The organism is Micromonospora sp. WMMD1120 (assembly GCF_029626235.1).
Taxonomy (GTDB): domain Bacteria; phylum Actinomycetota; class Actinomycetes; order Mycobacteriales; family Micromonosporaceae; genus Micromonospora.
This window is the reverse complement of sequence record NZ_JARUBO010000005.1, coordinates 5,350,179-5,373,577: the sequence shown is the minus strand read 5'-3', so window position 1 is coordinate 5,373,577 and position 23,399 is coordinate 5,350,179. Positions and strand designations below refer to the sequence as shown.

Sequence of the window (23,399 nt, the reverse complement as noted above, 5' to 3'; positions counted from 1 at the left end):
GTCTCTGGTGGCGGTGCCATTCGGGGCACCTCAGCCAGGAGGGAACGCAGCGTGAAGTACATGATTTTGCTCTACGGGTCACAGCAGGACTACGACGTGCTGTCCGGGCGGGCGACCGACCGGCCGGCGATGTCGGCCGAGCAGGTCGCGGCGATGCACAAGCACATGGAGACCTTCCACCAGGCGCTGGCCGAGTCCGGCGAACTCATCGACGCGCGCGGTCTGAGTGAGCCGGTGCACGCCCGCCGGGTACAGGTGCGTGAGGGCGCTCCGGTCGTCACCGACGGGCCGTACCCGGAGACGCAGGAGGTCCTCGCCGGCTACACGATCGTCGAGTGCGCCAGCTTCGACCGGGCGACCGAGATCGCCGCGGGTCTGGTCGACCCGGATGCCCCCGACGCGTACGTGGACGTGCGGCCGGTGCTCGACGGTGTCGAGGATCTGGCTGGCTGAGCGGTGCCGCAGACGCCTGCCGAGGACCTGCTGCGCGAGCTGGCGCCGCAGGTCCTCGGCGCGCTGGTACGCCGCTACGGGCACTTCGACACCGCCGAGGACGCGGTGCAGGAGGCCCTGATCGCCGCGGCGGGCGACTGGCCGCGCGACGGCGTACCGGACAACCCGCGCGCCTGGTTGATCACCGTCGCGTCCCGCCGGCTGACCGATCTGCTGCGTCGCGAGCAGGCCCGCAGGCGGCGGGAGGACACCGTGGCACGCGGGGTGCTGCCGGAGCAGTGGCAGGCTCCCGCGGCGGACAGCCCACCGGCGGACGCCGACGACACGCTCATCCTGCTGTTCCTGTGCTGCCATCCGGCGCTGTCCCCGGCGTCGCAGATCGCGCTCACGCTGCGCGCGGTGGGTGGGTTGAGCACCGCCGAGGTGGCGCGGGCGTTCCTGGTGCCGGAGGCGACGATGACCCGGCGGATCAGCCGGGGCAAGCAGCGGATCCGCGAGAGCGGGCTGCGGTTCGCGCCGCCCACCGACGCCGAGCACGCCGACCGGCTCGCCGCCGTGCTGCACGTGCTCTACCTGGTCTTCACCGAGGGGTACGCGCGGACGGCCGGGCCGGGGCTGCTGCGCGCCGACCTGACCGCCGAGGCGATCCGGCTGACCCGCATGGTGCACCGGCTGCTCCCGGACGACCCCGAGGTCACCGGCCTGCTCGCGTTGATGCTGCTGACCGACGCCCGCGCGCCGGCGCGGACCGGCCCGCACGGCGAGTTGGTGCCGATGGCCGAACAGGACCGCGGCCGGTGGCGGGCCGAACAGATCGCCGAGGGGGTCGCGTTGATCACGGCGGCGCTGCCGCGGGGGGTGGTCGGGGCGTACCAGGTGCAGGCGGCCATCGCGGCCCTGCACGACGAGGCGCCCAGCGCGGCGGATACCGACTGGGCGCAGATCACCGCGCTGTACGAGGTGCTCCGGAGTCTCTCGGACAACCCGGTGGTGGCGCTCAACCACGCGGTGGCCGTGGCGATGAGCAGCGGCGCTCCGGCCGGGCTGGCGCTGCTCGCCGACCTGGCCGGCGACGGGCGTCTCGCCGACGATCCCCGGTTGCCAGCCGCCCGCGCCCACCTGTGGGAGCTGATGGGTGAGCGGGGCGCCGCGCGGGAGGCGTACCGGCTGGCGGCGGCGCGCTCGACGAACCTGGCGCAGCAGCGCTACCTGTACGCCCGCGCGGAACGGCTCACCGACGGACCACCGTCGGCCGGGGCAGCCGGAGCCGAGCCCGCCGACGGGCCACCGCCGGCCGGGGCAGCCGGAGCCGAACCCGCCGACGGGCCACCGGCCGACTGAGCCGGCAGCCCGGTCAGGGGCTGGCGGCGAGGAAGACGAAGGCGGCCAGCAGCACCAGGTGCACGCCGCCCTGGAGCACATTCGCCCGGCCCGGCACGACGGTGAGCACGGCGGTCACCGCGGTGAGCGCGAGCAGGGCGAGCTGGGTGCCGCCGAGGCCGAGCAGCAGGGGGCCGTCCAGCCAGATCGAGGCGATCGCGATGACGGGGATGGTCAGGCCGATGCTGGCCATCGCCGAGCCGAGCGCGAGGTTGAGGCTGATCTGCACCCGGTCGCGGCGGGCGGCGCGGGCAGCGGCCAGGGTCTCCGGCAGCAGCACCAGCAGGGCGATGATCACACCGACGAACGCGTGCGGCAGGTTCGCGGCGGCGACACCCGCCTCGATGGTCGGCGACACGGTCTTGGCGTCGCCCACCACCGCGACGAGCGCGACCAGCAGCAACCCCAGGCTGACCAGCGCTGCCCGGTTGGTGGGCGGCTTGGCGTGCTCCTCCGCGTCGATGACCTGGCCCCGGCTGTCGACCGGCAGGAAGTAGTCGCGGTGCCGGCCGGTCTGCACGAGCACGAAGAGTCCGTACAGCGCGAGGGAGGCGACGGCGGCGAAGGTGAGCTGGGCGGGGCTGAACTCGGGGCCGGGTCGGGACGTGGTGAAGCTCGGGATGACGAGGCTCAGGGTGGCCAGGGTGATCACTGTCGCGAGGGCGCCCCCGGTGCCCTCCGGGTTGAACACCGCGACGCGTCGGCGTAACGCGCCGAGCAGCAGGGACAGGCCGAGTATCCCGTTGCAGGTGATCATGATGGCGGCGAAGACGGTGTCCCGGGCGAGGGCCTGGGTCTTCTCCGGTCCGCTGATCATCAGCGTGACGATGAGGGCGACCTCGATCACGGTGACCGCGACGGCGAGCACCAGCGACCCGTACGGCTCCCCGACCCGGTGGGCGACCACCTCCGCGTGGTGCACGGCGGCGAGCACCGCGCCGCCCAGCAGCAGCGCCACCAGCACGATGATCGGGCCGGGCAGGCTCCGCCCCCAGGTGGCGATGAGCACCAGGACGGCGAGCACGGGCACGACGACGGTCCAGTCGGGCAGGCGGGAGCGAAGGAGGGCGGCCATGCCGTACAGACTGCCAGGTCAGGTGATCATGTGCCCACCACCGACGCGCGGATGTGGCGATATCCGTAACCTCTGGGTTACGCTTTGGTCGTGGACGAGGTAGCCGTCGCCGTCGCGGACCCGGTGCGGCGGCACATCCTGACCCTGCTCCGCGACGAGCCGTTGACCGCCGGCGAGATCGCCAGGCGGTTCACGATCAGCAGGCCCGCCATCAGCCGCCACCTGCGGGTGCTGCGCGAGAGCGGCCTGGTCCGCGACGAGGTGGTGGGCCGGCAACGGATCTACCGCCTCGACCCGGCGCCGCTGGCTCCGCTGGTCGGCTGGCTCACCGGGCTCGCCGGCACCGACCGGTGGGCGCGGCACCTCGACGCGCTGGAGACCGAGATCTACCGCACCCGCCGGGAGCGGCGCGACCGCGCCCCGGCGGCACACCGAAGGGATCAGACAGCATGACCCGCACACCCGCCGGACGCCTGCTCCGCACCGACACCGGGCACGACCTCGTGCTCACCCGGACGTTCCGCGCCCCGGCGACGGACGTCTGGGCCAGCCTGACCGAGCCCGAGCGCACGGCCCGCTGGTTCGGCCCGTGGGAGGGCGAGGCCGGGCCCGGCCGCACCATCCGGGTCCAGATGGCGTACGAGGAGCAGCAGCCCTGGTGCGACGTCCACATCGACGCGTGCGAGCCGCACCGACGTCTCGCCGTGTCGATGGTCGACGACCACGGCAGCTGGCTGCTGGAGCTGACCCTGACCGAGGCCGCCGGCGCCACCGAGCTGCGGTTCACCCAGCACCTGGACAGCGTGGAGGGCATCGCCGAGATGGGTGCCGGTTGGGAGTACTACCTGGACCTGCTGGTCGCCTCCCGGGACGGCTCGCCCCGCCCCGAGTTCGACGACTACTACCCCACCATGCGGCCTTATTACCAGGAGCTGGTCGCCACCGCGCGTTAGCCGTCCAACTCCCGCCGCAGTCGGGCGAACTCGGCGGTCAACGCGGGCAGCGGGAAGTGCGCGTTCAGGCCGCTGGGGTTGGGCAGCACCCAGACCCGGGCCGCCCCCAGCCGCTCCGGCCGTGGGCCCAGCCCGGCCGTCGGCTGGGCGAAGGCGATCCGGTACGCGGTCACCCCGAGGATCGCCACCCACCGCGGCCGGTACCGCTCGGCCTTCACCGCCAGCCCGGTCACCCCGGCCACCAACTCCTCCGACGTCAACTCGTCGGCGCGGGCGGTGGCCCGGTTGCTCAGGCTGGTGAGGCCCAGCCCCTGCCGCAGCAACTCGGCATGCTCCCACGGGCGCAGTTGCCGGTCGGTGAAACCGGCGCCGTGCAGGGCCGGCCAGAAACGGCTGCCCCGGCGCGCGAAGGGCAGCCCCACGGCGGCCGAGTAGAGACCCGGGTTGAAGCCGCAGAACAGCACCCGCAGGTCGGGGCCGATCACGTCCGGCAGGCCCCGACCGGCGGCTGCCGCGATCTCCTCGCGGGTCGGCCGCCGCGTCGGCCAGCCACGGTCCGCGTCCATCACACCGATCCTGCCGTACGCCCGGACCGCGCGCCGGTCGCTCGGCACCCACCGGGTGGGAAACGCGCGTTCGACCCACCGGGCCGGTCGGGGTGGGTCACAGTGGCGGCGGAAGCTGTCGACGGCGGCGGGCACGACGACGTCGTGCGCCAGCGCAGGTGTGAGATGAGCGATCCGGCCCGGCCCGCCCGCAACGTCGTCCCGGTGCACGGCGCGTACGCCGACGGCTCCTCCTGGTCGGACGTCACCGCCTGGCAGGACGGAGCGCCCCTCGATCCCGAGGCGACCGGCTACGCCACGACCCTGCTGGACCAGCTCGCCTGGTGGGCGGACGCCCTGCGGACCGCCCGCCGCGCCACGCCGTACCCGGGCGGGGCGTGAAGGAGGACGTCCGACTCGGCCGCAGCGACCCGACGGTCAGCCGGGTCGCTGCGGCTGCACGTCCGTCATCCGGTGGTGAACGCGCCTGGGCTTGACGGCGCGCAGACATCGGAGGTTTACTGCCTCAACGACGCCAGTCGATGAATTCAACCGTCCATAGTGGTCGGTCGGTCGTCGGCGGACGCCGCGCCATCCCACCACCGTCGCCCCACCACCGCGCACCACCTCAGCCGAGCATCGGCGGCCCGGCTTCCGTACCACCGCCATCCTGGGCCCTGGCCTGCCGCGCGCACGCCCTGGGGTCGACGCTCAGCAGAGGAGCATCACCATGCGTTCCCGTTCCCGATTGTTGGCGCTCATCACCGGCTTGGCCGTGATGCTGACCGGCCTGGTCGCCCTGCCGACCCCCGCATCGGCGGCGCCGCTGACCAAGGTCCTGGTGTTCAGCAAGACCGCGGGCTTCCGCCACTCGTCCATCCCGAACGGCATCGCCGCGATCCAGCAGCTCGGCTCGGCCAACGGCTTCACCGTCACCGCCACCGAGGACGCCAACCAGTTCACCACCTCCAACCTGGCCCAGTACCAGGCGGTGGTCTTCCTCTCGACTACCGGCGACGTGCTCAACTCCAGCCAGCAGACGGCCTTCGAGTCGTACATCGCCGCCGGCGGCGGCTACGTCGGCGTGCACGCCGCCGCCGACACCGAGTACGACTGGGCGTGGTACGGCGGCCTAGTCGGGGCGTACTTCAGCTCGCACCCGGCGATCCAGAACGCGACAGTGCGCATCGAGGACCAGACCAACCCGTCGACCGCCCACCTTCCGGCGACCTGGGTGCGCTCCGACGAGTGGTACAACTACCGCACCAACCCCCGCTCGAGCGCGCGGGTGCTGGCCAACCTCGACGAGTCGTCCTACAGCGGCGGCAGCATGAGCGGCGACCACCCGATCACCTGGTGCAAGGCGTACGGCGGCGGTCGCGCCTGGTACACCGGTCTCGGGCACACCGAGGCGTCGTACACCGACCCGAACTTCACCCGGATGCTGCTCGGCGGCCTCCAGGTCGCCGCGGGCTCGGTGACCGCCGACTGCTCGCCGCGCACGACCACCCCGCCGCCCACCGCCACCGGCTCCACCCTGCGGGCCCGGGCCAACAACCAGTTCGTCAGCGCCCCCAACTCCACCACCGCGCTGATCGCGAACAAGACGACCGCCGGCACCAGCGAGCGGTTCGACCTGGTCAACCTCGCCAACGGCAACGTGGCGCTGCGCGCCAAGAGCAACGGGCAGTACGTCGCCGCCGAGAACGCCGGCGCCGCCGCGCTGATCGCCAACCGCGCCACCGCGGGCTCCTGGGAGACGTTCCAGCTGGTCCGCAACTCCGACGGCACGGTGAGCCTGCGGGCCACCGTGAACAGCCGGTACGTCGCCGCTGACAACGGGGGCTCCTCCCCGCTGATCGCCAACCGGACCTCCATCGGGCAGTGGGAGAAGTTCGACCTCGTCACCAACTGACCGACCGGTCCACCACCCCACCACCTCGCTCCGGCCGGGGTGTGCCCCCGCACGCCCCCGGCCCCCGATCGTCGAGAAAGGACGATCATGTCCTCCTATCCCCGGCGCTGGCCCCGGGCGCTCTTCGCGGCGGTCCTCACCGTCGCGAGCGCGGCCCTCGCTGTGGCTGCACCGTCCACCGCCCAGGCGGTGGTGATCCCCGCCTCCGACTACCAACAGGTCAAGCTCGCCACCGGCTCGGCCGAGCTGGGCGAGGCCATGTCCCTGGCCGTCCTGCCCAACCGCTCGGTGCTGCACACCGCCCGCAACGGCGTCCTGCGCGTGACCGACGTGGCCGGCAACACCAAGGTCTCCGGCACCCTGTCGGTCTACACCCACGACGAGGAGGGGTTGCAGGGCGTCGCCGTCGACCCCAACTTCGCCACCAACCGGTGGATCTACCTGTACTACTCGCCCACGTTGAGCACCCCGTCCGGGGACGCGCCGACCACCGGCTCGCAGTCCGACTGGGACCGGTGGAAGGGGCACCTGCGGCTGTCGCGGTTCACCCTGAACTCCGACGACACGCTCAACACCGGCAGCGAGAAGATCATGCTCCAGGTCGCCAACGACCGGGGGCAGTGCTGCCACGTCGGTGGTGACCTGGACTTCGACGCCGCCGGCAACCTGTACCTGACCACCGGCGACGACACGAACCCGTTCGAGTCCTCCGGCTACGCGCCGCTGGACGAGCGGACCAACCGCAACCCGCAGTTCGACGCCCAGCGCACCTCGGCCAACACGAACGACCTGCGCGGCAAGCTGCTGCGGATCAAGCCGCAGGCGGACGGCACGTACACCATCCCGTCGGGCAACCTGTTCGCCCCCGGCACCGCCAACACCCGTCCGGAGATCTACGCGATGGGCCTGCGTAACCCGTTCCGGATGAGCGTCGACAAGGCGACCGGCGTGGTCTACATCGGTGACTACGGTCCGGACGCGGGCAGCACGAACTCCAGCCGGGGCCCGCAGGGTCAGGTGGAGTTCAACCGGATCACCGCGCCGGGCAACTTCGGCTGGCCGTACTGCACGGGCAGCAACACCAGCACGGAAACATACAATGAATACACCTTCCCGTCCGGGCCGTCGCAGTCGAAGTACAACTGCTCCGGCGGGCCGACGAACAACTCGTTCCGCAACACCGGGCTCACCACGCTGCCCGCGGCCAAGCCGGCCTGGATCAAGTACGCCGGCGACTCCGGGTCACCGTCGGAGTTCGGCAGCGGCTCCGAGTCGCCGATGGCCGGGCCGGTGTACCGCTACGACGCCTCGCTCAACTCGAGCATCAAGTTCCCGTCGTCGCTGAACGGCCTCTTCTTCGCCGGCGAGTACGGCCGGCGTTGGATCAAGCCGATCGCTGTCAACGCCGACGGCTCGCGCGGGGAGATCTCCACCTTCCCGTGGAGCGGCACGCAGGTCATGGACATGGCCTTCGGCCCGGACGGCGCGCTGTACGTGCTCGACTACGGCACCGGCTCGAACAACCAGGCGCTGTTCCGGATCGAGTACATCGGTGGCGGCAACCGCAACCCCATCGCCGTCGCCTCGGCGAACCCGACCTCGGGGGCGAACCCGCTGACCGTCAACTTCTCGTCAGCCGGCAGCTCCGACCCGGAGGGTGGCGCGCTGAGCTACCTGTGGACGTTCGGCGACGGCACCACGTCCACGGCGGCGAACCCCACGAAGACGTACACCACGAACGGCACCTACTCCCCCACGTTGCGGGTCACCGACCCGACCGGACTGACCGGCACGGCCAGCCTGGTCATCACCGTCGGCAACACGGCTCCGACGGTGACGCTCACGACCCCCGCCGACGGGCAGCTGTTCAGCTTCGGTGACACGGTGTCGTACCAGATCACCGTGAGCGACCCGCAGGACGGCACCATCGACTGCTCGAAGGTGAGCCTGACCTACGCGCTGGGCCACGACAGCCACGCCCACCAGATCACCTCGAAGAACGGGTGCAGCGGCTCGATCACCGTCCCGACCGACGGGGAGCACGACGCCGCGGCGAACATCTACGGGGTCTTCGACGCCGCGTACACCGACAACGGTGGGCTCACCACACACAGCATCAAGACGCTGCAACCGAAGCACCGTCAGGGTGAGCACTTCGGCGCCACCTCCGGCGTGCAGGCCACCGACCACACCAACGCCGAGGGTGGTCGCACCGCCGGGTTCATCGAGAACAACGACTGGATCTCCTACCAGCCGTACAACCTGACCAACGCCAACCGCATCACCGTACGGGCGTCGTCGGCCGGCGCCGGCGGCACCATCGAGGTGCGGACCGGCTCGGCCACCGGCACCCTGCTGGGCACCGTCACGGTGCCGGTGACCGGCGACTGGGAGACCTTCGTCGAGGCGTCCGGCACGATCAGCAACCCGCCCACCGCGTCGACGACGCTGTACCTGGTGTTCAAGGGTGGGTCCGGCTACCTGTTCGACGTCGACGCGTTCACCTTCACCACCGGCACCGGCAGCACCACGCCGGTGAGCACGCTGCGGGCGCAGGTGAACAACCAGTACGTGTCGGCGGTCGGCAGCACCGCGCTGATCGCCAACAAGGCCAGTGTCGGCACGACCGAGCAGTTCGACAGGGTGGACGCCGGCAACGGCACCATCGCCCTGCGGTCGCGTGCCAACGGGCTCTACGTCTCGGCCACGAACGCGGGCGCCGCAGCGTTGGTCGCCAACGCCGCGGCGATCGGATCGTGGGAGAGGTTCCAGCTCATCAACAACTCGGATGGGACGGTGAGCCTGCGCGCCACCGTCAACAACCAGATCGTGTGCGCCGAGAACGCCGGTGCGGGATCGTTGATCGCCAACCGGACATCGGTCGGGTCGTGGGAGAGGTTCATCCTGACCACCGGCTGACGCGCTGACGGACGGTGGGGCCCGGCCCGGTCATCGACCGGGCCGGGCCCCACCGCGTGAAGTAGGCGGCGGTCCGCGCGTCCGCCGGGTAGTACGACTCCACCGAGATCTCGTCGACAGTGATGTCGAGCGGCGTGCCGAAGGTGGTGATGGTCGAGAACAGCCGCAGCTCCCGACCGTCGACCCGCAGGATCATCGGGATCACCACGTCGGCGTCGACCCGTTGGCCCACCGGTTCGTCGGCCGACGGCGCCAGCAGCTCGTCGTAGAGCGCGGCGAGGTCCTCGTCGGCGGTGGTGGCGAGCTGGCGCGAGATCCGGTCCCGGAACACCGCTCGCACGTCCGCCAGGTTGACCACCAGCGAGGCGAGCCCGCGCGGGTCCAGACCCAACCGCAGCAGATTCACCGGTGGCCGTAACAGCTCGGGCGCGACGTGCGCGAAGAACGGGTCGACCGCGCTGTTGGTCATGACGATGTTCCACGACCGGTCGAAGACCAGCGCCGGGTACGGCTCGTGCGCCCGGAGCACCCTGCGGACCGCGTCGAGGGCACTGGACAGCGCGGCGTCGTCGAGTGGGCGGTGCGCGTACCGGGGCGCGAACCCGGCGGCGAGCAACAACCGGTTGCGGTCGCGCAGCGGCACGTGCAGATGGTCGGCCAGTCGGAGGATCATGTCGGCGCTCGGTCGGGACTTGCCGGTCTCGACCAGGCTGACGTGGCGGGCCGAGACCTCCGCGGCGATCGCCAGGTCGAGTTGGCTCAGCCTCCGGCGCTTGCGCCACTGGCGCAGGAGTTCCCCGACCGTCGACACGGTCATGAGCGTAGACGCGTCGTCGGGGCAAGGCGATGAAGTGCGACTTCATCGACAGCCGGTCGGACCGGGGCAACACTGACCGGCATGACCATCGAGAACAAGCAGATCGTCGGACGCGCGCTGGCGACGCTGGTCGACAGCGGCGACGTCGACAGCCTCGCTGCCCTGCTCAGCGAGGACTTCGTCCACCACCGATCGGACTCGACGACAGCGACCAAGGCGCAGTGGCTCGCCAGGGTGCGTGCGGCGCTGTCCCAGACCGCCGGCATGCGGGTGGACGTCGTGCACCTGTTGGCCGACGAGGACCGCGTCGTGGTGCACTCACGTCGTTGGCTGCCCGACACGGGGCCGGAACTCGTCGTCGTCGACGTCCTGCGTGTCGCCGACGGGTTGATCACCGAGGTGTGGGAGGTCATCGAACCGGCGGCCGACGCGGCCGCCAACACCCTGTGGTGGGCGACCGCCCGGCAGCCGCAACCGGTCGGGGACGCGGCGGCGACCGACGGGACATGACCCGCGCGTTCGACGAGACGGGCCGCCCGCAACCGGATGGCCGCAGTGGACGTCGGCCCGCTCGGCCGGTGCCGCGTCAGACGGGGTCGATGGCGAGGTTGGTGACCTGGTCGTCCTTGATGCCGAACACCAGGGCGAAGGACAGCGGCGCGCCGGGGAAGTCTCCGTCCCCGGAGGCCACCAGCCGGTCACCCGCGAACGAGGTCGGCGTGATCACGATCCTGGGGTTGATCAGTTGTCGCTGGATCCAGTCGCGGATCTCGGCCGTGCCAGCGTAGGTCGTCCCCACATCGCGCACGGTGGCCCCGTCGCCGAAGACCGCGGCCAGCGCGTTCGCGTCGTGCGCGTTGATGGCCGCGACGAAGTTCTCGACAGCCTTGGGAAGGGTGATGTCGGCCATGTGCTGCTCTCCGATCTCCTCAGCTGCCAGGACGCGGCCCGTCCTGGCGAGTTTCCGAGCACTGTCCGTCGCGGTGACGTGGGGGCGTCATCGCCCTGACGACGGCCCGCGGACGCGCCCCGGTATGTCGCCGACCCGCTGGACCGTCACCGACGGCGCTGGAGCGGGAAGCGGCCGTGGCGCCAGTGCCAGTGCCCGCCGGCGCGCAGGTGGTCGATGATCGCCCGCTGGAGCGCGGTGCGGCGGGGCAACTCGTCCAACGGCGTGCTCAACGTGCGGAACCCGAACCGCAGCACCTCGACGTCGCCGTTCGGGCCGTCGTCCTCCCGGTAGGGCTCCAACTCGAACATCCGCTGGAACCGGATGATGTTGGAGTCCGCCGGGAGGTATTCCCGTAGCTGCGGGTCGAGCAGCCACGAGGCGCAGGAGAACGCCGTGTAGCGCTCGTCGGGGAAGTGCCGGGGAAAGAACGCGCGGGCCTCGTCGAGTGACGCCGCGACGGCCTCCGGGGTCAGCGGCCCGGAATCGGGGACGTGCAGGCCGATGGCGCCGTCGCCGCGCTGGTGCTGGAGCCGGCCCAACTCGTAGACGCTGCCCCGCACGTGCAGCGTCAGCCAGCTCTGCATGATCGGCCAGCCCTCGCCGTGCATCCGCCTGTCGATCGCGAGGTTGCGGCCCAGGTCCGCGAGGGTCACCCAGGACACGGCGTCGGGGATGCCGTGCTCGGTGTGGTAGGCCCGCACCACGTCGACGAGCGCCAGGTACGCGTAGACGAAGAGGTGCCGCCAGGCCGGCCCCCGGTCGCGCGGCAGGTCCGGGCCGGGCGGCAGCCACTCGTAGCCGGCGAGGTCGGCGCGGACCAGGGCGATCGTGCGGTCCAGCAGCCAGCGCAGCTCGGGCGTCCACAGCGGGGAGTCGGGGTCGGGCCAACCCCGCATGATCTCGGCCGCGTCGGTCGGTGGCACCGCGAGCCGGTCCAGCATCGCGGGCGCGTCGGCCTTGGCCGGCAGCGGAGCCGACGGCCGGTCGCCGGCGAGCCGGTGGACGCGCTCGACCTCCTCGACGGGCACCCCGAGCCGGGCGGCGATGTCGTCCAGGTCCACCCGGACGACAGTACCGGCGGTCGCGGCGGCGGTGTGCCCCGCGCGGCGGGCTCACGACTGCGCCGGCACCCCCGCGTCGAGTTGGCCGGTCATCGGGGCGAGCAGGTCGTTGAGTTCCCGGGCCAGCACGACGACGGCCCGACGCGCGGTGGACGCGACGTCGTCCCCCGGCCCGGCCGGCGCGGGCGGCAGGTCGCCGAGCGGGACGGGCGCCTCCACCGCGAGCAGGGCGCGCAGGTGCGGCCGACGCGTCCGGTCCTGCTCGGTGGGCGTGGTGAACTGGCCGAACAGCCGGGGCCAGTCCTGCCAGCCCCGGTCGCGCTGCCACTGCCTGGTCCAGGTGAGTTCGGCCGGCCAGGGAGACGCCACTGTCACCGCGCACACCATGCTGCCGTCCCACGGGCTGCGGGCGCAGGTTGCCGAGATGATGCGCCGGTGCCAGCGGACGAAGCCGGGCGACAGCCCGCTGGCCAACCGCCAGGCCGTCGCCGCGAACGTCACCGGCGCGATGTCGCCCCAGGCGTCGGCGAACTCGTCGACCCGGGCGAGCACCTCGGCCTCGTACCGGCCGCGCCCGTCGACGCCGTGCTCACGGTCGAACTGCTCGTCCACCCAGAAGGCACGCGGCTCCGGCATCCCCAACCCCGTCTCCCCGCCCCACCCACCGATGTGGACGGCATACTCGCCGACGTCACCCCACGAGTATGCAGAACGGATGACCCGCCGGGTCGGCGTACACGCGCAGCGGTTCCTCCGGGTCCTCGATGCGGTCGTACCGCAACCGGCCGCCGAGGCGCAGCACGCGCTCGTGCTGCACCAGCAACTCCGGCACCGACCCGACGGTCAGATCCAGATGCAGCTGCTGGGGGACGTCGTTCTTCGGCCAGGTCGCTTCCGGCAGATCGTCCACCTGCTGGAACGCGAGCTGGGAGCCGCCGTCGGGAGACCTCAGCACCAACCAGTCCCGACCACGCTCGTCGTCCTGACCGGCCGCCGGTGGCTCGTCGCCGGGCCGGTACACGTAGCCGAGCAGGTGTCGATAGAACTCCGCCAGGGCCCGCGCGTCGGTGCCGTCGAACACCACCGACCCCAGCCGGGGCACGCTCTCCGGTGCGCTCATCGCGATCACCTCCGGGTGCACATTCTCGTCGTACCGGGCCGCCGCCGCATCCGCACCGCCGCGGCCCGGAGACTTGACAGCCACCGGCCTCCTGAGTGGACGATGCGGCGTGCGGATTCTCGTGATCGGTGGCAGTGGCCTGATCGGCGCCCAGGTGGTGAACGTGCTGCGCGAGCGCGGCCACACCGCGACCACCGTGGCGCGTACCGCCCGACCGGGCGTCGACCACCTGGCCGACGTCGGCGCCGCCTCCGTCGACGACCTGCGGTCGTTGCTGGCCGGCCACGACGGTGTCGTGTACGCCACCCGCACCGACGAGCAGCGACCGCTGCCCCGACCGATCTACCCCCGGTTCCGCCAGGACAACGTCGAACCGGTGGTCCGCCTGTGCACCGCCGCCCGCCTGGAGGGCCTGACCAGGGCCGTCGTCATGGGCTCCTACTACACCTACTTCGACAGGCTGCACCCACGGTGGCGTCTCGCCGAGCGGCACACGTACATCCGCTGCCGGCTGGAGCAGGCCCGGGAGGGGCGCGCGGCGGCCGGCCCGGACCTGCCGGTCGCCGTCCTGGAGCTGCCCTTCGTCTTCGGTCGCGCCGGCGACCGGCTGCCCAACTGGTCCGGTCCGCTGGATCGGTGGGCGCGCTCGCGTACCCCTCTGGTCGCCCCCACCGGTGGCAGCGCCGCGGCCTCGGCCCGCAGCGTCGCGGACATCGCGGTCGACGCCCTGGAACAGGCCAGCGGCGCGGACATCCCGGTCGCCGACGTCAACCTCACCTGGGCCGACATGCTCGCCCGCATCGCCGAGGCGGTCGGTCGGCGCCGCCGCGTCGCCCGCCTACCGGCGGGCGTGGCGCGGGCCGCCCTCCGCCTCGGCGGCGCGGCGCAGGCCCTCGGCGGCAAGGAGTCGGGAATCAACCCCCGCCATGTCGCCGACCTCCTGCTCACCGACCTGTTCGTCGAGCCGACCACCGGCCGCTCGCTGGACGCGGCGCTGCGCGAGACCTTCCCCGCCGACAACGACCGCTGAGCGTTCCCGCGGGTCGACCCAACCGACATCCGCCGGACGTCGTCGGGTCGTCCAGGCCGGGGTCAGAGGAACTCGCTGCGGTACGTCGAGGCCAGGTCCGCCGCGCGGCGGCGGCGCTCCGCCATCTCGTCCGGTGTCAGCCGCGGCGGCGGCGCGTCCTTGCCCGCGACCACGTCACCGATGCGCATGAAGTACTCGTCCTGCCCGGCCGGTGTGCACATGCAGAGCATCCGGGCCGGCGCTCCCGAGACGTTGCGGAAGTGGTGCGGCGCGTTGGCCGGGATGTTGACAGTGGAGCCGGCCCGTACGGTGTGCCGCTCACCCCGGAAGGTGAACTCGATCTCGCCCTCCAGGATCGTGAACATCTCCTCGAAGTCGTGCCGGTGCGGCGGCGGCCCGCCACCGTCGGGGACGCGCATGTCGATCAGGCAGTACCTGCCGTTGGTCTGCTCACCAGTGATCAACATGCCGTAGGTGTTGCCGACCAACGAGATGTAGGTCGTACCGGGATCGTCGGGGTCGGCCACGGTCAGCGAACGGGACGGATCGTCGTCGGGAATCACTCTGGTTCTCCTTCGAGGCTTCGGTGCTACAGCGACTCGGGTGGCTCAGGCCGTGGGAGCGAGGACGACGACCTTGCCCGGCAACTCATTCTCGGCGGCCCGCGCGTGCAGGGCCGGCAGATCGGCCAGCGGCACCCGCTCGCCGACGTCGACGCGCAGCTCACCGGTGCCGACGCGGGCGACCAGGTCGGCGAGTTGGTCGGCGTCGCTGCGCACGAACATGTCGATGCCCCGTACCCCGCGCCTCTCGTCGGAGGGAGCGGGCATCCAGACGGTGCTGTTGACCAGGGTGCCGCCGTCGCGGATCACCGTGACCAGCGCGGCCAACCGCTCCGGGGTGACCGGCGCGAGGTTGAGGACCAGGTCGACCGGCTCGGTCACCGCCGCTGTCACGTCGGTGGTGGTGTGGTCGATCACCTCGTCCGCACCCGCCGCCCTGACCCGCTCGACGCTGCGCGGGCTGCCCGTGGCGATCACCCGGGCGCCGATCTCCCTGGCCAGCTGCACGGCGTAGCCGCCGACCGCACCTCCGGCGCCGTTGATCAGCACCCGCTGGCCGGCGGTCAGCTTGCCGTGGTCGAACAGCGCCTGCCACGCGGTCAGGCCCACCAGCGGGAGCGCCGCCGCGTCGGCCAACGGGATGTTCCCGGGTGCCCCGGTCAGGATCTCCGCCGGCGCGATCACGTACTCCGCGGACGCTCCCGTCCCCGTCATCGGCAGGAAGCCGACGACCCGGTCGCCGACCGCGACGTCATGCACGCCGTCACCCACCGCGTCGACGGTGCCGGAGACGTCGAGGCCGGGAGTGTGCGGCAGCTCGACCGGGATCGGACCCTGCATGAAGCCGGCCCGGATGTTGCCGTCGACACCGTTGAACGACGTCGCGGCAACCCGGATCCGGACCTGACCGGCACCCGGGGTAGGCCGGTCGACATCCTCGTAGCGGAGGACCTCGGGACCGCCGAACTCGTGGAAACGTACTGCCTTCATCACTGGACCTGCTCTCGTCGGGTGTCGCTCGCGGACGTCACCCAATCTGGCCGGAGTCGGCGCGGTTAGCCTGGGCCGGCTTGGCCCACCCTGACGATGGTCGGTTCGACGGCAGCACCGACGATCTCGGCGAGACGCGCCGCGTCGGCCGAGCCGGGCGCCGCGGTGAGCATCAGCGCCGCCAGGTCGTCGCCCGGGATGGCGAGCATGCTGCCGAGCAGCGTGACCGCCCCCGCGTCGGGATGGATGAACGCGGCACTGCTCTCGTGGGCGACCACCGCTCGCGGCACCCGCCACAGGTCGTCGAACCGGCGGCTGCGACTGCGCAGCTCGTCCACCAGCGCGGCGAGCGACGCGTCGGCGGGGTAGCGCAACCGCGCGCTCCTCAGCCGGGCGACCAGGACCGCCTCATGATCGGTCGCGTCGGCAGCGGACTGCTTGAAACCGTCGAAGGGATCGCAGAACGACCGCCAGGCGATGTTCCACTCCCACGGGTCACCGGTGAGCTGCCAGTGCCCCAGCGCCAGGAAGGCCCCGTTCACGGCGACCAGGTTCATCGCCGCGTCCGACACGAACATCGGAGTGTCGCCGAACCGCTCGAGCAACCGCATCGCACCCGGACCGACCTCGGTCGGCACCTGCCCGTCCGCGGCGGCGTACCCGGCCAGCGCGCAGAGCCTCTCGTACTCGGCCCGACCGGTCCGCAGGGCGCGGGCGATGGCGTTCACCACCCCGGCCGACGGATGGCTGCGCCCCTGCTCCAACCGGCGTACGTAGTCCGCGGACATCCCGGCGAGCTCGCCGAGTTCCTCCCGCCGCAACCCCCGCGTCCGTCGACGGCCGACCGGCAGGCCGACCCTCTCCGGGGCGGTGCTCTCCCGCAACTGGCGCACGGCGGCACCGAACTCCTGACGTTCCACCGGGCAAGTGTGCCCCGACGAGGCACTCGGCGCGGGTGGCAGGGATCACGGCGGGCAGCGCCGGCCGGCGGACGCCGCGCCCTCGACCACGCGGTCCCATTCCTCGGTCCGACCCGCGCCAGGATAATCGCAGGTGCCCCACTGTCGATGTGTGTGAGAATTCCCCGCATGGCTGTGCAACGAAGGGACCGTGCCGCGTAGACGGCCGGCGGCGCTACGCGCCGCAACACCCAGTCGTCGACAGGCACACGACCGTCGCGGACACATTCCCGGCGTGTCCGGCAAAGTCGCGGCCGACATCGTCCGGCTGGAGCGCCGGGACAAGCGGTTACGCCTCGGCGACATCGCCCGCGCCCTCCGCGGCTGGAGCCGGCAGGCGCGTGGACCGGCCAGCGACCTGCTGGACGAGTTCGGCGGGTGCCCGTGCGGCTGCACCTCGCACCATCGCCACGTGTTGGACCTCGCCCTACGGGCGTTACCTCGACGAACCGCGCGCGAGCTCAGATCGGTCGTCGAAGCGGCCGACGACCGGTTCCTCAGCAGAACACTCGCCAACCCCTGGGCCGACCCGAGCGCCCCCTGGTGGCAACAGCGGCTGTGAGACGGCGCACTGATCAGAACACTTCTGGCGTCTGTTCTTCAGCATGTGATCCGACAGTGGCGGCGGACGCGCGCGGGCGTCAGCCGAGTGGCTCGGGGAGAGGCACCTCTCCCCTGATCGTCCTCGCGCTCAACTCGACGCGCTCGGGGTGGAGTCGGTTCTCCTGGAGGGGGTGGCCGGGCGCGTTGACGCAACGCTGGCCGGACTGCGCGCTGCACACCGGGCACTTGAGGAAGAAGCCACTGGACGGCACCAGCTCGACGCCCTGCGCCAGCGCCGACTTACCGATCTTGACGATGGCCCGGTACAGGCCGTCGTCCTGGTGCCGGGCAGCGGCGGCGGCAGCCTCCCGCATCCCATCCCAGAACAATTCGACAGCGTCCGGTTCGTTGACGTCAATCCGCACCGTCCAGACTGCCCACCTTCGATCCATCTAAACCCGACCACGTCGGGCGCACCCCGACGCAGAGCGTCACTTGGCGTTGAAGAGAATCGCGCAGGTCGCTGACCTGCGGTGACGGCTCGAAAGGGCCTGTGAGCAGCCACAACGGCCACTCGCTATCTCTCATCAAATCGCGCGGGCTCCCGGTGCCATGTGCCCAGGATGTGCCCACGACGCCAAGGGGTGGCCAGTCGTGAAGACCGTCTTCGTAGCTCTCCTGATCGCAGTGGCGCTGGGCGTCGCGTTCGTCCTCGGCTTGGCCGCGATGCTCGGCCTGGAGTGGGACCCGCGCGGCTCGGTGATCATCGCGCTCGCCGCGGTGTGGATCCCGCAGACGCTCATCACGGCGAACCGCTACCGGCGCCGCTGACCCAGTAACGCGCCCCCGGGACGGTGATCTCACCCACCGCCCAGGGACGACTTGACCGCCCCGTGGAGGCGACCCGTGAAGAAGATACCGTTCCCCCTGCCCGTGTGCGACCAGCCGGCCACCGGGCGCATCGAGATCTACACCCCCGACCCCGCCGGCGACGCCTTCGGCTCCCTCGACGCGTCGGTCTACGCCTGCGACGCCCACGAGCCGGACGTGATCGCGGCGGCGTGGGCGGCCGACATGACGGCCTACCGGATCGAGATGGCGCCGGGCGTCGACCGCACATGCTCCGAGGTCTACGTCTACCGCACCGGCAACCTCGGCGGTGGACAGTGAGCACGCTGACGAAGCAGGCCCGCGAGATCATCAGGTGGTGGTGGTTCGGCGAGACCGCCCGCGAACGCACCACGATCGCCGGCTACACCCGTCACTACTTCGGCGACCAGCCGTGGGGCGGCGACCGGTGCGGGTGCGTCGACGACCGGTGCATCGGCTTCCACCACAACGACGAGACCGACTGCGAGTGCCTGCCCGCGTGGCTGGACGACTACGTCAAGGCGATCCGCGGCGGTGCGAAGTGAGCCGGGCCCGCCGCGTGCAGCTGCGGCGCGCGATCGTCGCCATGGTCGCCCGGTACGGCGAGGCCGAGCGGCAGTTCGCCCGGCTCCCCCTCACCTCCGTTGAGGGCCGCCGGGCGGGCCGGGCTGCCCATCGCCGGTTCGGTGCGGTCGTCCGCCTGGTCGACGTCCTCGTCGACGAGCGGGGCGTCCGGTGAGCCGGGCAGAGCGGTGGTGGCGGCCAGCCGGTCAGCGCCCGGGCGCGCGTCCGCCGGTGCGGTCGGCGCGCCGCGCCCGGTACGCGGCGCAGGAAAAGCTGATGGAGGGCTTCGACCTCGGCATGAAGGTCGGCGAGGCCGAAGAGCGCCGCCGGCACCAGCAGCGCGACGAGCAGATCGCCCGGCTGGCCCGGGCGGCCGAGGCGGCGCAGGACGGTGACCCGTCGCTCCTCGAGGAGATGATCCGCGAGCAGTCCGGTGACGACCTGCTCGACGTGGCCAAGGCGGCCGGCGCGACGCCCCTCGCGGACGTCGACGGCGGGCAGCTCGTCGACGAGGTCGAGGCCTGGCTGCGCGGTGATGCCCAGTGACCGCGCCGGCCGTCAACGGCACCCGCTACCCCCAGCCTGTGGACAAGCTGCTGCCGGCCGCCCAGGCGCTCACGAAGCGACTGGACGAGGTCCCGTCGCGGAACCGGTTGATGCGCGAGTTCCGGATCGGAGCGCCGAAGGCCGGCGAGCTGCTCGACCTGCTCCGCGCCGACGGCGGGGCCGTCGACCAGGGCACGCCGGTCGCGGCGGCCGCCCTGGAGCTGCCTCTCGTCGCGGCCCCGGACCCGGGCCCGCGTCCCGAGTGTGGCCCGAACCTGCGGCCGGTGTTCGTTGAGCCCACCGCAGGCCCGGGCACGGACCCGGGCACGCCCGCCGCGCCGCAGCAGCCCGACCGCGACCCGAGCCGGGAAGCGTCGCCGCAGGTCGCCACGGACGGACACCCGGTCACGCCCGGCGAGCGCGACCAGCTCCTGCGGGTCCGGTGGGCGGTCCGGGCCGTCCTCGCGCTCGGCGTCGCCGCGTCGATCGCCGGGAACGTGCTGCACGCCCGCGACGAGCTGATCTCGCAGGTCATCTCCGCCTGGTCCCCGCTGGCCCTGCTGCTGACCGTCGAGCTGATCTCCCGGGTGCCGGTGCACCGCCGGACCCTCGCGGTCGGCCGGTGGATCGCCACCGCGCTGATCGCCGGCATCGCCGCGTGGGTCAGCTACTGGCACATGGCGGCCGTCGCGTCCCGCTACGGCGAGACCGGCGGCGCCCAGTACCTGCTCCCCCTGTCGGTCGACGGCCTGGTGGTCGTCGCCTCCATCTGCCTCGTCGAGCTGGGTGGCCGGATCGCCGCCGCGACGAAGCGCTGAATCCGCCGGCGACCGGCGGATCTCCACAGCCGGGGCGGCGGGCGCTGACCCACCCGCCGCCCCTCACCAACACCCAACGCACAGGAGGACGGACCATGCACCAGACCAACCGCACGCGCCGCGCCGTCAAGGTCGCCGCAGTCGTGACCGCGCTCGCCGCGGTACTCGCCTGCGAGGGCGAAGGCACCAAGAGCGACCGGCCGGCGGACGACCGCGCCGTCGACCCGAAGGCGAAGCGGACCGTCGTCATCCAGATCACCGAGGCCACCGGCCCGTACGACGTGTGGGTGCGCGCGTCGAAGGTCGGCGAGGCCCGGGGCGACCACACGCGGGAGAAGATCGCCAGCGGCCCGTACCGGCAGACGCTGGACTACACGTCCGGGCTGAAGATCGAGGTCACCATCACCGCGACCGGGCACCGCACCGACCTGTTCCGGTGCGAGATCACCGACGGGGCGAAGGTGGCGCGGGAGCGCGCCGCCGGCCAGGTTCAGTGCAGGCTCACGACCTCGCAGTGACCCGGCGGACCGCCCGGGCCAGCGCCAGGCGTAGCCGGTCGCGCCAGCTGGCCCGCCGGTAGGACGCGGGCGGGTTGAGCCTCCAGCCACCTGCACTCATGCCGCCAGTATGACCGGCCTGGCCGGCTGGCGGGGTGCTCGAAACGCGGGGACCGTCGTTGATCTGTCCCATCGACGGTCCCCGCGCGTCACGTCTTCAGCCGAGCCTTCCGGGATCGCCCCGTCGGCCGGCGCGCCGGTTCGGCCGGCCACTCCCCTGCCTGGCGCCGCCGGCACTCGTCCTCGGGGCAGTCGCACCACCACCCGAGGCCCTGCGCGCGGATCTTGTCGCCGCCGCAGTCGTGGCCGTGCTCCATCCAGGACGCGCAGCCCATGCAGCGGGACGGGCCGCTGGGCGCTGGCCGGCCAGGGGCCGTGTCGACGCCCCCGTGCATCAGTAGTCCTGGCCGCTGCGGATGCTGGCGAGGAACGCCGTCCACGCCTCGCGGCCTACGATGATCTGCTGCTCGGGCCGGTGGGAGCTGCGCAGGACCCGCTTGCCGCCGCGGTCGATGCCGACCTCCAGGCGCTCCACCTCGTCCGGCGCCGGCACCTGATCGGTCATCGGGGCTGCCACTCGTAGCGGTGCTCGGCCTGGCGTTGCCGGGCTGCGGCGCGCAGGCGGCGTACCGCGGCCTGCTGCTCTGCGCGCTCGGCGGCCGGTCCGGCCTGGTCGTTGGGGTGCTTGCGCTTACGTCGCAGGAACGTCCACAGCGGCATCGGTGATCACTCTCCCGAGTCAGGCGGTCACCTTATGCAGCCTATACAGCCTCTACAGGCTATGCACAGAGGCTGCACACGCCGTTGCTGCCCGAGTGTCCGCATGATGCAATTCCTGGCCGTCAACGCTCAGGAGTAACTGCCATGCCGCCCGCACGCCGGATGACCTTCCAACAGATCACCGATGATCTGGCGGCCCGGATGGCGTCGGGCGAGTACCCGCCCCACACGAAGCTGCCGTCGAGCCGGGAACTCGCCGAGCTGTACTCGGTGGCGGTGGGCACCATCGCAAAGGTGCACATCCTGCTGCGGGAGCGCGGCCTGACCTACGGCGTTCCCGGCGCCGGTGTGTTCGTCGAGGGTCCCGACGAGTGACGCCCGCCTGCGGGCTGGATGCCTGCTGACGGGCGTCGTCGCTACTTCGGTCGTGGCCCGGACGGTCCGGACGGTCCGGGTGGCCCACCGGGGCGGGTGCCGGCCGGTCCTCCGGCGTTCCTCACCGCGATGAGCGACCACCCAGCAGCCGGGCCACCGTCGCCGGGGCGTACACCTGACGGCGGCCCCAGAACGCCACGACGAACGGGGCGGCCACGGCGATCACGCCGAGGATCCGCGCCTGCTGGTCGTCGGAGATCGGCAGGCCGAACGCCACCAGCAGGCCGAGCACGGCGGTCACCGCGGCGGTGATGACGCCGACGGTCACCAGGGGCTCAGTGGAGTCGGAGTCGGGTTTGACGGACGGGATGGACATGGTCATCTCCTACAGGGTTGGGCAGCCGAACTCGGCGCGCAGCTGCCGAACGTCGCGGGCGATCTTCTGCCCGGCGGGGGTCTGTGGTGGGGTCTGCCGGTACGCGTCGTCGAGGGTGCTCACCACGCCGCACAACTTCCGTTCCGACTGCCGGGCGGCCTCGTTGCTGTAGATGATCGACACGGTGGATGACCCGAGCGCGGCGAGCAGCACGGCGACCAGCACCCGCCATCCGTTGAACGTCACGGCTCACCCACCCCGGAAGAGGCCGGCGCCGACGAGGATGCCGACGCCGATGATGAGGGCGACGACGGAGAGCCAGATCCGGCTCCGTTGGCCTCCCGGCGCAGGCCGATAGCTCCACCCAGGGCCGGACCGGTCAGCAGCGTGATCCCGGCCAGTACGAGCATTTCCGACGCCTGCCCCGGCGGCACGACGAACGCCTGGTGGCAGATGATCCCCAGGCCAAGCAGGACGCAGGACCAGTCCCTGAAGGTCTGCCGGATGCGCTCTGCGGTCACTCATCTGCCCGGCCCAGGCGCGCGGCCAGCTCGTCGGCGACCTGCTCGGCCACGTTCGGCGGGATCGCGTTGGCGATGGCCCCCGGTGTCAGCGCCGCCAGGACGGCCGTGACGATGGCGGCCTCGTCGGTGAAGTCCTTGCCGGCGAGTTGGCCGAGCGCGGTCAGGATCGCGGCCCGATCCCGCTGCCCCTCCCGGACCCACTTCTGCAACTCGATGTGCTCGCCCCCCGACGCCTTCTCCGCGCCGTTCAGCGCCTTCTGGACGTAGTCCCTGAGCCAGGCGATATCGGTTGTGGCCTGCTGCAACCAACCGCGCTCGGTGGTGTCCATGTCGTCCTCCCTCGTGGCCACGGCGGGCCAGCTCGCGGTGTTCTCGTCGTCGGCCGCCCACCCCGAGACGTGGATGTGGTCGGTGTGCTGGTCGGAGCCGGTGTACTTCGTCTTGCGCCACCCGTTGGACCGCGACCAGATGTAGCCGTTCCAGATCACGTAGTAGATCCGGCCGCGTGCCCTCGGATCGGCGACCAGGCGCGCGACCAAGGCGTCCGCGTCGGCCTTCGTGAACGCCTTGCCGAGCATGATGTCGATCGCCCGGTGCTCCGCCCGGCCATCCGGGTCGGACTGTGCGGCCCGGCTGCCCGTGGTGTCGTCCTCGTTGTGGTCCGACGCCCGGAGCTTGTGCGCGGCGTCGCCGATGCCGTAGACGACCACGCCGGGAAACTCGCGCTTGACGTCGTTGGTCAGGGCTTGCATGTTCGCGGCGCGGGCCATGAGC

General features: G+C 72.0%; 34 protein-coding genes. 18 read left to right on the top strand and 16 right to left on the bottom strand.

The window, feature by feature from the left end; genetic code table 11:
- Positions 1-60 precede the first annotated feature (60 nt).
- Both O7634_RS24780 and O7634_RS24775 read left to right on the top strand, forming a co-directional pair.
- Positions 61-453, top strand: a complete 393-nt coding sequence (locus O7634_RS24780; RefSeq protein WP_278154064.1) for a YciI family protein — start codon at positions 61-63, stop codon at positions 451-453.
- 3 nt (positions 454-456) lie between these two features.
- A complete protein-coding gene (locus O7634_RS24775) occupies positions 457-1,794 on the top strand; it encodes a sigma-70 family RNA polymerase sigma factor (RefSeq protein WP_278152530.1) in 1,338 nt (445 codons plus the stop codon).
- A gap of 13 nt (positions 1,795-1,807) precedes the next feature.
- Here O7634_RS24775 and O7634_RS24770 read toward each other — a convergent pair whose 3' ends face one another.
- Positions 1,808-2,908 (bottom strand): ionic transporter y4hA, encoded by a 1,101-nt coding sequence (locus O7634_RS24770; protein WP_278152529.1) that lies wholly within the window; start codon positions 2,906-2,908, stop codon positions 1,808-1,810.
- 90 nt (positions 2,909-2,998) lie between these two features.
- Between O7634_RS24770 and O7634_RS24765 the strand changes: the two genes are divergently transcribed.
- Both O7634_RS24765 and O7634_RS24760 read left to right on the top strand, forming a co-directional pair.
- Complete coding sequence (locus tag O7634_RS24765) at positions 2,999-3,361, top strand: metalloregulator ArsR/SmtB family transcription factor (RefSeq protein WP_278152528.1); 363 nt, start codon at positions 2,999-3,001, stop codon at positions 3,359-3,361.
- Positions 3,358-3,861, top strand: a complete 504-nt coding sequence (locus O7634_RS24760) for an SRPBCC family protein (RefSeq protein ID WP_278152527.1) — start codon at positions 3,358-3,360, stop codon at positions 3,859-3,861. The genes O7634_RS24765 and O7634_RS24760 overlap by 4 nt, the downstream gene beginning before the upstream one ends.
- Here the strand turns inward: O7634_RS24760 and mug are convergent.
- On the bottom strand, positions 3,858-4,427 hold the full coding sequence (gene mug / locus O7634_RS24755) for a G/U mismatch-specific DNA glycosylase (RefSeq protein ID WP_278152526.1): 570 nt from the start codon (positions 4,425-4,427) through the stop codon (positions 3,858-3,860). The two genes, O7634_RS24760 and mug, sit on opposite strands and share 4 nt — an antisense overlap.
- A 102-nt stretch (positions 4,428-4,529) precedes the next feature.
- Between mug and O7634_RS24750 the strand changes: the two genes are divergently transcribed.
- From O7634_RS24750 to O7634_RS24740, 3 genes are all read left to right on the top strand, one after another.
- A complete protein-coding gene (locus O7634_RS24750; protein ID WP_278152525.1) occupies positions 4,530-4,808 on the top strand; it encodes a hypothetical protein in 279 nt (92 codons plus the stop codon).
- Between the two features lie 376 nt (positions 4,809-5,184).
- The gene (locus O7634_RS24745; protein WP_278154063.1) at positions 5,185-6,321 is read left to right on the top strand and encodes a ThuA domain-containing protein; all 1,137 of its coding nucleotides are present in this window, start codon (positions 5,185-5,187) and stop codon (positions 6,319-6,321) included.
- An 87-nt stretch (positions 6,322-6,408) separates the two neighbouring features.
- Positions 6,409-9,240, top strand: coding sequence for a PQQ-dependent sugar dehydrogenase (locus tag O7634_RS24740; RefSeq protein WP_278152524.1), 2,832 nt, complete (start codon positions 6,409-6,411; stop codon positions 9,238-9,240).
- Here the strand turns inward: O7634_RS24740 and O7634_RS24735 are convergent.
- Complete coding sequence (locus O7634_RS24735) at positions 9,221-10,057, bottom strand: helix-turn-helix transcriptional regulator (protein ID WP_278152523.1); 837 nt, start codon at positions 10,055-10,057, stop codon at positions 9,221-9,223. The genes O7634_RS24740 and O7634_RS24735 overlap by 20 nt on opposite strands.
- 81 nt (positions 10,058-10,138) lie before the next feature.
- Here O7634_RS24735 and O7634_RS24730 point away from each other — a divergent pair, with 81 nt between their 5' ends.
- Complete coding sequence (locus O7634_RS24730) at positions 10,139-10,567, top strand: nuclear transport factor 2 family protein (RefSeq protein WP_278152522.1); 429 nt, start codon at positions 10,139-10,141, stop codon at positions 10,565-10,567.
- Positions 10,568-10,643: 76 nt separating this feature from the next.
- On the opposite strand, the gene O7634_RS24725 is transcribed toward O7634_RS24730, so the two are convergent.
- The 4 genes from O7634_RS24725 to O7634_RS24710 all read right to left on the bottom strand — a co-directional run bounded on the left by O7634_RS24725 (position 10,644) and on the right by O7634_RS24710 (position 13,274).
- Positions 10,644-10,967 (bottom strand): nuclear transport factor 2 family protein, encoded by a 324-nt coding sequence (locus tag O7634_RS24725; protein ID WP_278152521.1) that lies wholly within the window; start codon positions 10,965-10,967, stop codon positions 10,644-10,646.
- 146 nt (positions 10,968-11,113) lie between these two features.
- The gene (locus O7634_RS24720; RefSeq protein WP_278152520.1) at positions 11,114-12,070 is read right to left on the bottom strand and encodes an acyltransferase domain-containing protein; all 957 of its coding nucleotides are present in this window, start codon (positions 12,068-12,070) and stop codon (positions 11,114-11,116) included.
- A gap of 51 nt (positions 12,071-12,121) precedes the next feature.
- The gene (locus O7634_RS24715) at positions 12,122-12,706 is read right to left on the bottom strand and encodes a hypothetical protein (protein ID WP_278152519.1); all 585 of its coding nucleotides are present in this window, start codon (positions 12,704-12,706) and stop codon (positions 12,122-12,124) included.
- 55 nt (positions 12,707-12,761) lie between these two features.
- Positions 12,762-13,274, bottom strand: coding sequence for a VOC family protein (locus O7634_RS24710; RefSeq protein WP_278152518.1), 513 nt, complete (start codon positions 13,272-13,274; stop codon positions 12,762-12,764).
- A 25-nt stretch (positions 13,275-13,299) separates the two neighbouring features.
- Here O7634_RS24710 and O7634_RS24705 point away from each other — a divergent pair, with 25 nt between their 5' ends.
- Positions 13,300-14,220 carry an NAD(P)H-binding protein gene (locus tag O7634_RS24705; RefSeq protein WP_278152517.1) on the top strand — a complete coding sequence of 307 codons (921 nt, stop codon included), beginning with the start codon at positions 13,300-13,302 and terminating at the stop codon, positions 14,218-14,220.
- Between the two features lie 62 nt (positions 14,221-14,282).
- On the opposite strand, the gene O7634_RS24700 is transcribed toward O7634_RS24705, so the two are convergent.
- From O7634_RS24700 to O7634_RS24690, 3 genes are all read right to left on the bottom strand, one after another.
- Positions 14,283-14,783: a cupin domain-containing protein gene (locus tag O7634_RS24700; RefSeq protein ID WP_278152516.1), complete on the bottom strand. Its 501-nt coding sequence runs from the start codon at positions 14,781-14,783 to the stop codon at positions 14,283-14,285.
- 45 nt (positions 14,784-14,828) lie between these two features.
- Complete coding sequence (locus O7634_RS24695) at positions 14,829-15,773, bottom strand: NADP-dependent oxidoreductase (RefSeq protein ID WP_278152515.1); 945 nt, start codon at positions 15,771-15,773, stop codon at positions 14,829-14,831.
- Positions 15,774-15,838: 65 nt separating this feature from the next.
- Positions 15,839-16,693 (bottom strand): helix-turn-helix transcriptional regulator, encoded by an 855-nt coding sequence (locus O7634_RS24690; protein ID WP_278152514.1) that lies wholly within the window; start codon positions 16,691-16,693, stop codon positions 15,839-15,841.
- A gap of 274 nt (positions 16,694-16,967) precedes the next feature.
- Here O7634_RS24690 and O7634_RS24685 point away from each other — a divergent pair, with 274 nt between their 5' ends.
- Positions 16,968-17,294 (top strand): hypothetical protein, encoded by a 327-nt coding sequence (locus O7634_RS24685; protein WP_278152513.1) that lies wholly within the window; start codon positions 16,968-16,970, stop codon positions 17,292-17,294.
- Between the two features lie 79 nt (positions 17,295-17,373).
- Here the strand turns inward: O7634_RS24685 and O7634_RS24680 are convergent, their stop codons facing one another.
- Positions 17,374-17,700, bottom strand: coding sequence for a hypothetical protein (locus O7634_RS24680; RefSeq protein WP_278152512.1), 327 nt, complete (start codon positions 17,698-17,700; stop codon positions 17,374-17,376).
- Between the two features lie 229 nt (positions 17,701-17,929).
- Here O7634_RS24680 and O7634_RS24675 point away from each other — a divergent pair, with 229 nt between their 5' ends.
- The 7 genes from O7634_RS24675 to O7634_RS24645 all read left to right on the top strand — a co-directional run bounded on the left by O7634_RS24675 (position 17,930) and on the right by O7634_RS24645 (position 20,591).
- Positions 17,930-18,106 (top strand): hypothetical protein, encoded by a 177-nt coding sequence (locus O7634_RS24675; protein WP_278152511.1) that lies wholly within the window; start codon positions 17,930-17,932, stop codon positions 18,104-18,106.
- Positions 18,107-18,181: 75 nt separating this feature from the next.
- A complete protein-coding gene (locus tag O7634_RS24670; protein ID WP_278152510.1) occupies positions 18,182-18,445 on the top strand; it encodes a hypothetical protein in 264 nt (87 codons plus the stop codon).
- Entirely contained in the window at positions 18,442-18,690 is a 249-nt protein-coding gene (locus O7634_RS24665; RefSeq protein WP_278152509.1) for a hypothetical protein, read from the top strand. The genes O7634_RS24670 and O7634_RS24665 overlap by 4 nt, the downstream gene beginning before the upstream one ends.
- Positions 18,687-18,884, top strand: coding sequence for a hypothetical protein (locus tag O7634_RS24660; RefSeq protein ID WP_278152508.1), 198 nt, complete (start codon positions 18,687-18,689; stop codon positions 18,882-18,884). The genes O7634_RS24665 and O7634_RS24660 overlap by 4 nt, the downstream gene beginning before the upstream one ends.
- Entirely contained in the window at positions 18,881-19,255 is a 375-nt protein-coding gene (locus tag O7634_RS24655; protein ID WP_278152507.1) for a hypothetical protein, read from the top strand. Before O7634_RS24660 ends, O7634_RS24655 begins: the two co-directional genes overlap by 4 nt.
- Complete coding sequence (locus O7634_RS24650; RefSeq protein ID WP_278152506.1) at positions 19,252-20,073, top strand: DUF2637 domain-containing protein; 822 nt, start codon at positions 19,252-19,254, stop codon at positions 20,071-20,073. The genes O7634_RS24655 and O7634_RS24650 overlap by 4 nt, the downstream gene beginning before the upstream one ends.
- Before the next feature lie 95 nt (positions 20,074-20,168).
- Positions 20,169-20,591 (top strand): hypothetical protein, encoded by a 423-nt coding sequence (locus tag O7634_RS24645; protein ID WP_278152505.1) that lies wholly within the window; start codon positions 20,169-20,171, stop codon positions 20,589-20,591.
- 433 nt (positions 20,592-21,024) lie between these two features.
- On the opposite strand, the gene O7634_RS24640 is transcribed toward O7634_RS24645, so the two are convergent.
- Together O7634_RS24640 and O7634_RS24635 are read right to left on the bottom strand one after the other, a co-directional pair.
- Entirely contained in the window at positions 21,025-21,195 is a 171-nt protein-coding gene (locus O7634_RS24640; RefSeq protein ID WP_278152504.1) for a hypothetical protein, read from the bottom strand.
- Positions 21,192-21,350 carry a hypothetical protein gene (locus O7634_RS24635; RefSeq protein WP_278152503.1) on the bottom strand — a complete coding sequence of 53 codons (159 nt, stop codon included), beginning with the start codon at positions 21,348-21,350 and terminating at the stop codon, positions 21,192-21,194. Before O7634_RS24635 ends, O7634_RS24640 begins: the two co-directional genes overlap by 4 nt.
- Before the next feature lie 144 nt (positions 21,351-21,494).
- On the opposite strand from O7634_RS24635, the gene O7634_RS24630 reads away from it, so the two are divergent.
- Positions 21,495-21,725 carry a winged helix-turn-helix domain-containing protein gene (locus O7634_RS24630; RefSeq protein WP_278152502.1) on the top strand — a complete coding sequence of 77 codons (231 nt, stop codon included), beginning with the start codon at positions 21,495-21,497 and terminating at the stop codon, positions 21,723-21,725.
- Positions 21,726-21,846: 121 nt separating this feature from the next.
- Here O7634_RS24630 and O7634_RS24625 read toward each other — a convergent pair whose 3' ends face one another.
- The 3 genes from O7634_RS24625 to O7634_RS24615 all read right to left on the bottom strand — a co-directional run bounded on the left by O7634_RS24625 (position 21,847) and on the right by O7634_RS24615 (position 23,395).
- Positions 21,847-22,107 (bottom strand): hypothetical protein, encoded by a 261-nt coding sequence (locus O7634_RS24625; protein ID WP_278152501.1) that lies wholly within the window; start codon positions 22,105-22,107, stop codon positions 21,847-21,849.
- A 3-nt stretch (positions 22,108-22,110) separates the two neighbouring features.
- The gene (locus O7634_RS24620) at positions 22,111-22,347 is read right to left on the bottom strand and encodes a hypothetical protein (protein ID WP_278152500.1); all 237 of its coding nucleotides are present in this window, start codon (positions 22,345-22,347) and stop codon (positions 22,111-22,113) included.
- A gap of 271 nt (positions 22,348-22,618) precedes the next feature.
- The gene (locus tag O7634_RS24615; protein WP_278152499.1) at positions 22,619-23,395 is read right to left on the bottom strand and encodes a hypothetical protein; all 777 of its coding nucleotides are present in this window, start codon (positions 23,393-23,395) and stop codon (positions 22,619-22,621) included.
- Between the last annotated feature and the right edge of the window lie 4 nt (positions 23,396-23,399).